This is a genomic window from Coleofasciculus sp. F4-SAH-05 (genome assembly GCF_040222985.1).
In the GTDB taxonomy this organism is placed as follows: domain Bacteria; phylum Cyanobacteriota; class Cyanobacteriia; order Cyanobacteriales; family Coleofasciculaceae; genus Coleofasciculus; species Coleofasciculus chthonoplastes.
Window position 1 is genome coordinate 35,858 of the sequence record NZ_JAVKBY010000232.1, and the last position, 11,505, is coordinate 47,362.

Annotated in this window: 12 protein-coding genes; 4 read left to right on the top strand and 8 right to left on the bottom strand. The window is 45.8% G+C overall.

Annotation, left to right across the window (positions count from 1 at the left end; all coding sequences use genetic code 11):
* Positions 1-19 precede the first annotated feature (19 nt).
* Both RIG27_RS28275 and RIG27_RS28280 read right to left on the bottom strand, forming a co-directional pair.
* A complete protein-coding gene (locus RIG27_RS28275; RefSeq protein WP_446350460.1) occupies positions 20-181 on the bottom strand; it encodes a hypothetical protein in 162 nt (53 codons plus the stop codon).
* Complete coding sequence (locus tag RIG27_RS28280; protein WP_446350461.1) at positions 160-1,437, bottom strand: dihydroorotase; 1,278 nt, start codon at positions 1,435-1,437, stop codon at positions 160-162. Before RIG27_RS28280 ends, RIG27_RS28275 begins: the two co-directional genes overlap by 22 nt.
* A gap of 267 nt (positions 1,438-1,704) precedes the next feature.
* On the opposite strand from RIG27_RS28280, the gene RIG27_RS28285 reads away from it, so the two are divergent.
* Positions 1,705-1,938, top strand: coding sequence for a hypothetical protein (locus RIG27_RS28285; protein WP_446350462.1), 234 nt, complete (start codon positions 1,705-1,707; stop codon positions 1,936-1,938).
* A gap of 116 nt (positions 1,939-2,054) precedes the next feature.
* On the opposite strand, the gene RIG27_RS28290 is transcribed toward RIG27_RS28285, so the two are convergent.
* Positions 2,055-3,611 carry an NAD(P)H-hydrate dehydratase gene (locus RIG27_RS28290; protein WP_446350463.1) on the bottom strand — a complete coding sequence of 519 codons (1,557 nt, stop codon included), beginning with the start codon at positions 3,609-3,611 and terminating at the stop codon, positions 2,055-2,057.
* Between the two features lie 216 nt (positions 3,612-3,827).
* Between RIG27_RS28290 and RIG27_RS28295 the strand changes: the two genes are divergently transcribed.
* Positions 3,828-4,007: a DUF29 family protein gene (locus RIG27_RS28295; protein WP_446350464.1), complete on the top strand. Its 180-nt coding sequence runs from the start codon at positions 3,828-3,830 to the stop codon at positions 4,005-4,007.
* A 115-nt stretch (positions 4,008-4,122) separates the two neighbouring features.
* Here the strand turns inward: RIG27_RS28295 and RIG27_RS28300 are convergent, their stop codons facing one another.
* From RIG27_RS28300 to RIG27_RS28310, 3 genes are all read right to left on the bottom strand, one after another.
* Positions 4,123-4,347 (bottom strand): hypothetical protein, encoded by a 225-nt coding sequence (locus tag RIG27_RS28300; RefSeq protein WP_446350465.1) that lies wholly within the window; start codon positions 4,345-4,347, stop codon positions 4,123-4,125.
* 188 nt (positions 4,348-4,535) lie between these two features.
* Positions 4,536-5,165: a hypothetical protein gene (locus RIG27_RS28305; RefSeq protein ID WP_446350466.1), complete on the bottom strand. Its 630-nt coding sequence runs from the start codon at positions 5,163-5,165 to the stop codon at positions 4,536-4,538.
* A gap of 691 nt (positions 5,166-5,856) precedes the next feature.
* A complete protein-coding gene (locus RIG27_RS28310) occupies positions 5,857-6,996 on the bottom strand; it encodes a glycosyltransferase WbsX family protein (protein ID WP_446350467.1) in 1,140 nt (379 codons plus the stop codon).
* A 196-nt stretch (positions 6,997-7,192) separates the two neighbouring features.
* Between RIG27_RS28310 and RIG27_RS28315 the strand changes: the two genes are divergently transcribed.
* The gene (locus tag RIG27_RS28315) at positions 7,193-8,221 is read left to right on the top strand and encodes a permease (protein WP_446350468.1); all 1,029 of its coding nucleotides are present in this window, start codon (positions 7,193-7,195) and stop codon (positions 8,219-8,221) included.
* A 179-nt stretch (positions 8,222-8,400) separates the two neighbouring features.
* Entirely contained in the window at positions 8,401-9,162 is a 762-nt protein-coding gene (locus RIG27_RS28320) for a TIGR03943 family putative permease subunit (protein WP_446350469.1), read from the top strand.
* Between the two features lie 337 nt (positions 9,163-9,499).
* Here RIG27_RS28320 and RIG27_RS28325 read toward each other — a convergent pair whose 3' ends face one another.
* A complete protein-coding gene (locus tag RIG27_RS28325) occupies positions 9,500-10,102 on the bottom strand; it encodes a superoxide dismutase family protein (protein WP_446350470.1) in 603 nt (200 codons plus the stop codon).
* 174 nt (positions 10,103-10,276) lie between these two features.
* On the bottom strand, positions 10,277-11,263 hold the full coding sequence (locus RIG27_RS28330) for a LolA family protein (protein ID WP_446350471.1): 987 nt from the start codon (positions 11,261-11,263) through the stop codon (positions 10,277-10,279).
* Positions 11,264-11,505 lie beyond the last annotated feature (242 nt).

The window sequence follows — 11,505 nt, forward strand, 5'->3', positions numbered from 1 at the left end:
TTTCAAGGGAAGCATAGCCTCAACCGAGACATTTCCTTATCGAACTGGGTAACGAAAGGGCGGGTTTAGTTAAGTTATCGGTTTGGCGCCATAAGTTATCCGTCAAACCCGCCCCTACTTCCCCTGCTTCCCCTGCTTCCCCTACTTCCCCTGCTTCCCCTACTTCCCCTGTCCTGACCAAGTTTGAACCGTGCGTCCCCTAAGTTTTTTCCCAAACCACGGTGTATTCCTGGAGAGGGATTTCAGGGTATCTTGTGCCACTGTCCAACTCGGCTGCGGGTCAAATAACACCAGTTCGGCGGGTTGCTCATTGGCAATCTTGGCGGGGGATTGACCTAGACAAAACGCTGGATTTGTGCTAAGAGTTTGCCACAGTTGCAACGCTGAACATACGCCCGTGTCCACTAAATTTTGCCAAAGTAGGGGTAATGCTAACTCTAAACCAATGACTCCAGGGGGCGCTTCGGCAAAGGGCACGGTTTTCTCTTCGTAGGTGTAGGGGGTATGGTCAATGGCAATGGCATCAATCACGCCATCCCGAATGCCTTCGATGAGGGCGATGCGGTCATCGGGATTGCCTAATGGGGGGTCTAGGCGTAAATTGGGATTATAATTGCTTAACTTTTGAGTATCCAGCAGCAAATGCATCCAAGAGGTACTCGCGGTTACTGGAACCCCTCGTGCTTTCGCTTCTTGAATCAGTTCTACACCGCGACGGGTTGATATTCGCATCAAATGTACCGGAGTCGCGATCGCACTCACCACTTCTAAGATGGCAGATAAGGCGGCTGATTCTGACATGGCGGGATTTCCGGGGATACCAAAACGGATAGAGTTCGCCCCTTCCCGCATCACCCCATTTCCCTTTAACTTTGGGTCACACGCCCATAACGCTATCGGTAGTTGTAACGGGCGCAGGTATTCTAACACTCGCCGCAGTAAAGCCAGATTCGATAAAGGACGCCCATCGGCGAAACCCACGACGCCTGCGGCGGCTAACTCAGCCAGTTCCGTCATCTGTTGTCCTTCCACGCCCTGGGTTATCGCCCCCCAGTAATATAGGTGAGGAGAAGAGTGGCTGGGATGGGAATGTTCCTGCTGGCGCACAGGGGCAAGTCCAGAGGGATTATCTAATGGTGGTACTGTATCCGGCAAAATGGCTAGTCGGGTAAAGCCTCCCGCCGCCGCCGCCGCTAGGAGTGATGCCCACGTTTCTCGTTCCTCATATCCGGGTTCCCCCGAATGACTGTAAAGATCAACTAAGCCAGTCCCTAAAATTAGACCTTGGCAATCCCGCACCACAGTATCACTTGACCAGTCCGCAATTTTTGGTGCAACAGCCTTGATCATGCCATTTGTAATCAGCACATCCGCGAGTTCGTCGGTTCCAGACACCGGATCTAAAATCCGGACTTGTTGCAGTAGTTCATTAGTCATGGGAAACACACAATGGGGAATTTAAGGATGGAGGGTTCAGTTAGTCATCGTTCGGTTGCCAGACAGCCAAATACTTGACAAATAAGAAATCCCCGGATTTGATGATTGTTGGTTGTTGAACAAAGTCAAAAATATTATCTGTGCGGAGACCATTTGTCAAGGCAAGTGTTCAAGGTAAACGTAACGATTGAGTGAAAAACTCAGAATCAAGAATGGCTGACCTTGTTTCTACCCCTATAACCATGGCAAGGAAAGACTGCTCAAGGAATGAACCTTCCGGAAAACTACTGCTATAAACACTTCTGGAGTAGAGAATTTCGTCTAACGGCTGTAGACTTTAGTAAAGGTTCACAAAATCTTTGGTGTTATCCTACCCCTGTCTTTCTATTTGAATCTCTTATATCTCAAATTTCGGGAACGTCATTCGTCATTCGTCATTCGTCATTCGTTATTCGTTATTCGTCATTTAGTCGGGGCGGGTTTAGTTACATCTGGGTGTAACCAAAAAGATAGTAGTGAAAGTGAGCCCCTACATAATCTCCCCCATCTGACACACCGAGCGAAGTCGAGGTGTCCCCCATCTGACACACCGAGCGAAGTCGAGGTGTCCCCCATCACTACCCTCTGCCTTGTTGAAACACAGGTATGAGATACTCTGACAAGGTAAAAGCATCCACACCCAACTCGGTGCGTTCCTGTGCGGCTAAAATTCCCGCTTGGGCGTGCCACCAAGCCGCCGCCGCGACGGTGGCGTCTAGGGGAAATTTGGCTGTAGCGGGCTGTGCGACTAAACCGCCAATCAACCCCGTGAGAACATCTCCACTCCCACCACGGGCTAGGGCGGGTGTACTTTCTGGCACCAACCAAACCGATCCCTGGGAATTCGCGATCGCACTTCTGGCGCCTTTTAATAAAATCACGGATCGACTCAACTGAGATGCCTTCTGTACCGCGCTTACGCGATTTGGAAGTAACTCCGCCGAATCAGGAAATAATCGCTTGAACTCACCGATATGGGGGGTTAAAACCGTCGCCCCCTGACGCCGAATTAACGTGGGAATCGTTTTCAGTTCCGCCAAACTATTTAAGCCATCGGCGTCTAAGATTAGGGGACATTCCACCCCCATTAATCCTTGAACCAAAGACTTAGCATCCAGCGTCAAACCCGGACCACAGGCGATCGCACTAAATTTACTTAAGTTTACAGAATCAGGAAGTTGTGCGATCGCGCCACTGGGGGTTTCCGGACACCCAATCACCAGCGATTCCGGCACATGACTAACTAATAACAGTTTCAGCGAATCCGGAACCGCCACAGACAGCATTCCCACCCCAGACGCCCGCGCCCCCAGTGCGGTTAAAATGGCACCGCCAGAATATTGGGTTGAGCCACAAATCAGCAGCAGATGCCCTTCCTTATATTTATAGGTAGCGGCTGAACGTTTTAACGGCAGACAATCCCGCACCATTGAGGAAGTCACCCGCATGAGTCCCGGTGATTGACCCAAAACTGCCCAAATATCCGCCAAGGGGATACCGAAATCAATTAATTCCGCCTCCCCCAGATAATCCAATCCTTGATCTTGCAGGTAAGCCTGCTTCCATAACCCCAAGCAGAATGTGCGACTTGCCCGAATTGCCGTACCCAAGACTTCCCCGGTATCCGTGTGAATTCCAGAGGGTAAATCGATACTGAGGATAGGTTGAGATAGTTGATTCAATTGCTTAACCGTATCCGCCAGATTTCCTTCGAGCGATCGCGTTTGCCCAAAGCCAAACAATCCATCAATAATTAAATCACAATCCAGCAACGGCTGAATCTGCTCATAAAAGGGAATCCCCAAACTTTCAGCATAGTGAGCATGGTGGGATGTTAGTTCCTTAAGCTTATTAATCGGACGATAAATCAGCACCTCGTAGCCCTGACACCGTAACTCCCGCGCTACCACCAAAGCATCACCACCATTATGTCCCGGACCCACTAACACGCCCACGCGCCGCGTTTGCGGGTAGGGATAAAGGGTTTGAATCCGCCTCGTAATCAACCCCGCCACCTTTTCCATCAACGCCGCGACAGGCATTCCCGCCTCAAAGATACGCCCTTCAATATCGCGCATCTGCTCAGCGGTGACTACAATTTGTTCAATTTGTTCGCGTCGCTTTGTCGGTTGCACAGCAGTTATTCCCTATTTCGCCATCTTTGATTATTGCGCCATCAGACATGGATTGGCATCAGTCCCCTGAAAGATGAGCCATTTGAAAAATCTAATTCCCCAGTCCCCTTCCCTGAATCAAAATTATAGGATGTAGTGACCCGATAACCCATAGCCGTAGAAATTATTGACCAGCAATTATCTAAACTATCATTAGATTAGCCACGAAATAAACCGATGAAAACAACCAATAAATCGTCTCCAGCTTACGAACTCGACTTTTATGGATGGACACAGGAACAAGCCAAACTTCTCCAGGAACAAAAGTGGAGTCAGTTAGATATTCCCAACTTGGTTGAGGAGATAGAAGCATTGGGTAGACAGGAACGGCACAAACATTTAGTTCAGTTCAATTAAACGTAAAGGCTTCTGATTTCCATGAAGACATTTTGCCTGCCGATTTTTCAGGCGTTCCTTACCCCGAACTGCTGGTTCCGACCAAACATTCGTAATTCCATGACTATGATGCCATTTATGACCAAGCCTTAATATGAGGCGCATACCAATCAGCTAAATCTGCTGGTGTGGGCGGATCACCTGGGAAAAGTCCTAATCCATAAGCACCATCTGAGATGATAACCGTTGGCGCTTGCCAAGCGTAATAGCGGGTCAACACATCAGCCCGTTCAATTTGCACTGAATCGATAACGGTGGTAGACACAGCAAAGGTTAGGTTTATCGGGATGAATTGTACCATTATCTGCTGCCAGAGATCCAGAGTAGAGATGTTCCGGCGAAACGTCTTATACCAAATCTGGGTTAGCTACCCCCGTTATAACCTAGTCCGCGCAGGCGGACGCAAGTTTGTGTAGCAGCGATTTCAATCGCTTGCATGGGGTGATCAAGGCGGATTTGGTCTTAAAAGGTCAAACGTTATCGCAACCCTCAGAGTTCTAAGGGTAGAGATAGAGGACGAGTTGTCTGAATAATCTGTGAGAAAATCCCCAAAATCGCGTCCAAGTTATTCAGATAATGTTCTCCGCGCTCAATAGAAACTGTCGTTTTGACTAATTTGATAAATTTCCAAATACTTCCGGTTGTAATAATTCCATAAATACAACCAATTTCATTATTTTTGTGTTCGTTAAAAATCTGAGCCGCGAGCATCTCGGCAATACATTGGGGAATTCCTGATTTAATATTATCGTTCTTAGCTTCCACCAGTGTGACGACTGGTGCTGTCACTTCTAACTGTTTGGGCGAATGACTGAGAATAAAATCACATCTACCATTCAGTCCTCTGTCTTTATCAATATTAAAGTCAGTTCCCGAAAATAGGCTGATCTGGCGGTTGTATTTTCGGCGAACTTCGATGAGGATGGGAGTAATAATCATCTCAGAACGTGCTTTTTCCGTATTAATCTCTAATGCCAGAGGGATATTTTCCTCTAATGTTTCACTCAATAGTGGGCTAGGCGGGACAGGTTGTACTGAGTCAAAGAGTTCAACTCGCTCTTGAATAATCAGATTAAAGTCGTTCTCTAGATTTTCTAAGGTAAAATCACTGTATGACATGGTTATTTTTCACCTCTATTCCTAAATGCTATTCATCCTAATAAAAGAGAATATTTTTCTTTAGTGTTCACGACATTGAGCCTTCACATCGCTAGTCGAACATGGCGTGTGACCCTTCACAACCTTCGAGGGAATCTGGCGCTTTTGTAGGGGCGGGTTTTACTACTATCTTTTCGGTTGCACCTAGATGTGACTAAACCCGCCCAGACTTTCGCAGGTTTCTTCCCGTGAAAAGTAAGACCATTTTTCGTGAACTCACTAGGGAGCATGTCAGGGAAAGCACAAGATACTCAAGCTCACCCGCTCTCGTTGGGTTACTCTACTCTTCAGGTTCTCCTAGGCGAGTACGAGAAGGCGAGAGCCTACGTTCCAAGGGACTAAGCTGTCACGCATTTAAATTGGGAATGGGTAGCGAGCAAGATGCAAAGCCTGCGGCATGGCTTCGCTTAACGCACTACAAGGATTTTACAATTCTTGACAGACATTAGGGTTTAAATGCCGAACAGCTTAACCTACTTGCGTTGACATGCACCCAACTCGCTAACGCTCTACAATTTTCCATTGGATTGCTGAATAGGGAACACAACAATCATACCAAATCCCGGTTTACAAACCTCTTTATTATCCAGTCCGCGCAGGCGGACGCAAGTTTGTGTAGCTGTGACTTCAGTCGCAGATTCTGATTTTTATTTCAACTATAAATTTCATCGCGAATAACCTCTAAAAATGCCTTGCCAAATTTCAGATCAGGTTCCAAATAATTACCTTCCGCCCATTCATTCCACGAACGGATAAAAATTAGCCGCTTTTCAGATTCCCTTTCCGATACCGTTTCAATCGCCTCTTGCAGATGAACTCTAAACAAATCCGGCGTTGATTTGAGAAACACCAACCCATAGATACCTGTTCTCGGCGTATTATCCCAGTTCGGAAAAATACAGGGATAAGTCACAAAATACGGATGACTTCCCTTAAACGCACACTTAATCGCTTTTTCATAAGAATAAAGTAGCGGATAATCCGAAAACTGTTTATATTTTTGGTAGAACCTCCGCGATGAAAACGCACTGAACTTTTGCTTAACTTTAGTTAAACCCTGCTTCTCTGGAAAAATTCGGGCTGAATCTTGTGTAAAAACATAATCCGGATTGATAATAATAGACGCATCAAACCCATTAGGTTCAGGAAACCAGTATTCATGTCGGGAAACTCCAATTAAATAGAGTCCCTTTAACCCAGATTTAATCGCTAAGTCTCTCCAACAGTCCGTAAAAATTTTCGGATCTGGCAACTCCTCCGGATTATAAACCAGAAATAAAGGTTTACCCTCAACCGTGATATAACGAGGGTCAGTAAACGCCTCCAATAGGGTATAAAAATGAGTCGTATAATCTGCCAAACCAGGATACGTTTGCTCAATTAAAACCCGATCCGGACAACCGTGCCAAATTCCCGTCCAAGTTTGATTTGCCCAAGCTAAACAAAACGGAAAATTTGGCTCACCTGATTTTAAGACCTGATTAAACGGTCGTTCTAAAACCCGCTTACCCCCAAACCAGTAATGCCAATAACAAAACCCTTCAATTCCATACGCCCTTGCCAGATCCGCTTGCGCTTGTCGGGCTTCGGGTAAACGCAAGTCATAAAATCCTAAATCAGCCGGAATTTTAGGTTGGTCGTGTCCGGGGAATAACGGCTTGGCTTTGGCAATATTTGTCCATTCTGTAAACCCTTTTCCCCAGGCTTGATCATTTTCAGGAATCGGATGAAATTGCGGCAGATAAAACGCAATTAGACGAGCCTTTTCTGATTCTAAGTAATTGGTTGTCATTCCTGAAATGTCCTAAGTAGTCAGACAAAGTTAAAGTTAACGGTTGAGATTAGTGAACAGGGAACAGTAAATCCTGATTTGATTTATTGCACCGTGAATGGTACTAAGTCTCCCTTGATCCCCGTTGCCCTCACTGGCTGTAAACTATCTGATACAATAGCGCTTACGTGTAAAAACACCCTCGATCGCGAAACGCATGAGTCAGCTAAACAACGCCTTTACCCTTTTCTTGAGTTTGCTGGTCGAGGCAATCCCATTTTTACTCATTGGCGTCTTATTTTCCGGCTTGCTGCTTTTATTCGTCGATGAGGGACGGTTGATTGCTGCTTTACCGAAGAACCCCTTCCTCGGTGCGGTTGTGGGGAGTTGTGCGGGATTTTTCTTCCCGGTGTGTGAATGCGGGAATGTACCCGTGTCCCGGCGGTTACTGCTACAAGGCGCACCCGTATCGGTGTCCATCGGCTTTTTGCTAGCCGCCCCGACAATTAACCCAATTGTGATTTGGTCAACCTGGGTAGCTTTTCGCGATCAGCCGGAAATTGTGGTCTTACGGGTCTTATTTTCCCTGGGTATTGCGATTGTTATCGGTTGCGTCTTCAGCATTCAAAAAGATATGCACCCTTTGTTGCAACAGGCTGTTACCCGTTCCATGGTGCTTCCCAGAGAACAAATAATCAAACCGTCACCGCAACAGGAACCGGAACCCGCCCTCCTGCAATCCGGTACATTTTTACTGGGTCAACCGGGAACTCCCCTCCCCATGGATGCAACAGTTCTGCAAGCTTCACTCGCCGCTACCCCCGCCCGAAAGCCTTGGTCCGATCGCTGGCGTTTGTTCCTTGACAATACGGTGCAAGAGTTACGCGAGTTAGGCGCAGTGTTAATTATTGGGAGTGCGATCGCGGCGACGATTCAAGTCGCTGTTCCCCGTGAAATCATCCTCAGTTTGGGTTCGGGTCCTGTCACCTCAATTTTGGCGATGATGCTATTAGCCGCCGTCGTTTCTATATGTTCAACGGTTGACTCCTTCTTCGCCCTCGCCTTTGCTTCAACCTTTACCAGTGGTTCATTATTAGCCTTTTTAGTCTTTGGTCCAATGATAGACATCAAGGCAATTGGTTTAATGTTCTCCGTCTTTAAAGCTAGGACAATTCTTTACTTATTTGCCCTCGCCGCCCAATTAACCTTTTTGCTCACCTTAATGGTTAACTTACATCTGAGTTAGTTAGAAAGGTTTGTAGGGGCGGGTTTAGGGACTAGCGTTTCGCCATTGATAATAATGTTTGTTCAAAACCCGCCCTGACTAAATTTTGCATGAGAGAATTATTTGACAAACGACCAATGACGAATGACGAATGACCAATGACCAATGACCAATGACCAATGACGAATGATGAATGACCAATGATTAAAAAACAACGTCTTTTACTCCCCATCCTTGATATTATCACCCTAGGAATATGGGGTATTTTGTTGATTCAATACTGGATCACTGGCGAATTACAGTTACTCATTCACCCGAATTACTTTGGCTTAGTTCTAGGAACCGGGATACTTTTGCTAGTATTGGCGGTGTTAAAAGCCATTCAAGTCATCGGTCAATTACCACCCCGAAATCCCAAAACCATGCCGATGATGCAACATATTAGCTGGTTTCCACCGGGTTGGAGTACAGGATTACTGCTAGCCACAGCGATTCTAGGGTTATTAGTCGAACCCAAAGTCTTCACCAGCCAGACAGCCATTCAACGTGGTGTCATGGAATCTTTAACCACCACCCGCACCCAGCCTCAATCCTTTCGCAGCGCCAGCAAACCCGAAGCGCGATCGCTGATTGAATGGATTCGCACCCTGAGTGTTTATCCTGAACCTGATGAATATGCGGGTCAAGCGGTTAATGTTAAAGGGTTTGTCGTTTATCCCCAAAACCTATCCTCGAACTATTTATTAGTAACTCGCTTTGTGATTACCTGCTGTGCAGCGGATGCTTATCCAGTCAGTTTACCCGTGAAACTTAAGGGAAATCGTAACGCTTATAAACCGGATACCTGGATAAAAGTTAAAGGAGAAATGATGACAGAAACATTACAAGATAAACGGCAATTGGTGATTGACGCGAGTGAGATTGAAACAGTACCTGAACCCGATAATCCTTACTATTATTAAGTTAGATAGGTTGAATAAGTCTTGTGGTGGAAATAGGTGTTAGGGATTAATATTGTCTGATGTAACGTTTCCCAGTCCGCAAGGGCTAAAGTAATTGTATCAAGTAGTTTTTTAAAGTGGAGCATAATCCGATCCAGCCACAGGGAACAACACTGATAATATTATAGCTGCAATCTGCGATCGCGTCATTTGAGATTTAAATCCCCGACTTCTTAAAGAAATTGGGGATTTACCTTCATGAATCATTGTAAACAGCTAGAGCAAGGCTTCGATGACAAGCCATTGGATTTCAAGGTAAGCAAACAAATCCCTAACCCGATTGGATTTTATTCAACTCCTACGAGTCAGTCACCTCAATAATTCCACAGCCAACTCGTCCGCCAGCATTACCCGTCGGCTGACCAAAATCATCAGGTTTGTCATGAAGAATCACCGACAGATTCCCAATCGCATAATTCCCTTCAGTAAACATGAGTTTCTCAACCGTTAGACTTTTTGTCCCCGTACCATCTTCAGCAATCGTAATATTGCCTAAATCTCCCGCATGAGCATTTTCAAAGCCATCTTCGGTAATTAATCCATGTTTCACATCATCGGGATTAAAATGACCGCCAGCCGCATTCCCTTGCTCCGCACAATTCCCGGTTTCATGGATGTGGAAAGCGTGTTCTCCTGCTGGCGCATTGGTCATCATTACTTCAATCAACATAGCGTCCGCCGTTGTGGTAAACTCAGCCTCTCCCAAAACTGCTGAGGGATCGGTTGTGCTGTTGATGATCGCAGTAGCGGTGCTAGCTTGTTGTTCCGTCACTTCTTCTTGAGGTTCAGTTACAGGTTCCTCAGTCACATTGTTCGCTTGCTGACAGCCATACACAAACAGTAGTAGGCTGGAAAAAAACGCGATCGCGATAATTCTCAGGGGTCTATTAATCAAGGTCATAGCTAATTAAGTTGTAATCTACTTCAAGATGAATCAATAGGACTTACGCAAAAAGTCTATATGTAGGGTGTGTTAGCGAAGCGTAACGCACCTTAACCAATATATTTGGTGTGGCTGCGTAAGTCCTGTACAAAAAAAGTCAAATGCCAACTCTTACTAATCCTCAGACATTATCTAAAAAATGTCAATTGCCATAGATTCCACTTGCATGACCCCGGCTGGTGGCACAAAGGTAAAGATATCAGCCGCCACCCTAGGAGAGGGTACACGGTCAAGAATTTGTTCAGTCACCTTGATATCCATTCCATCTGCTTTTCCACTCATTTGTAGCTGAGTCACTTCTGCTGTATTCGGTTCCACCAAAAATGTAAACGTAAATCCAGCTTCGCGATCCTGATAACTATAAGTATAATAATCTTGCCCCTCTTGATTTAGGCGATTACCCTGCAATGGCAGATCACCTTCCGCCTGAAAAACTGATTCAAGCTGTTCAATGATCCCCTCTGACGAAACTTCTCCGTCAGCAAAAGCTTGCCGGAATGGGGCAGACATTTCCAGGAATAACATCGAAGAAAAGCCAATTAAAAAGCTATCATTCGACTGATTAAATTGTGCATAATCGCTCACGGCGTATTGCTTTAATTCTGGGTTATATATCCATACCTGACTCCCGTCAGAAACCACAATATAACTCGGTTGGGCAAATTCCCCCGACTCAGGTGTAGAAATTTCGGTGCGAAACTGCTGGGGAGATTGGGCAATTGTTTTAACCAACACCGAAAATTGACCTGTAAAACCCTGTGCCTCAAAGCTGAATTGCATTTCAGATTCCGTTTGATAGCGTTCAGCTTGAATAAACTTCGCAACGGTTTTAGCTAAAAGACTAACATCAAGGTCATCCGTCACAGGACGGCTCATTCCTGGCGCAGGATTCGACTGGGTAAGTTGATGGGGTGATTCTGAGAGTGGAACGTGAACATCCCTCGCTGTAGACCTAACCAGCACCTCCTCTTCCCCAGTTTGTCCCGCCTGAGCAGTCGCTATACTAAATAATGTCCCGTTTGGGTCAATAGAAGCAAGGATACCTAAAACATTCACTGTGGCAGTTATGCCGAAAACTGTAATAGCTTTTTGCAGTCGATTCATTGTCATATTACTCATTATTCTTCTCACTTTAAACCAAAGTAAGTAGGTTGGAAAACATGAACTCAACGATATGAATTTATGTAAATACCGCTCAAACCCTTACCAATGACAAAGGACAAAGGACCAATGACCAATGACCAATGACCAATGACCAATGACCAATGACCAATGACCAATGACCAATGACCAATGACCAATGACCAATGACCAATGACCAATGACCAATGACCAATGACCAATGACCAATGACCAATGAC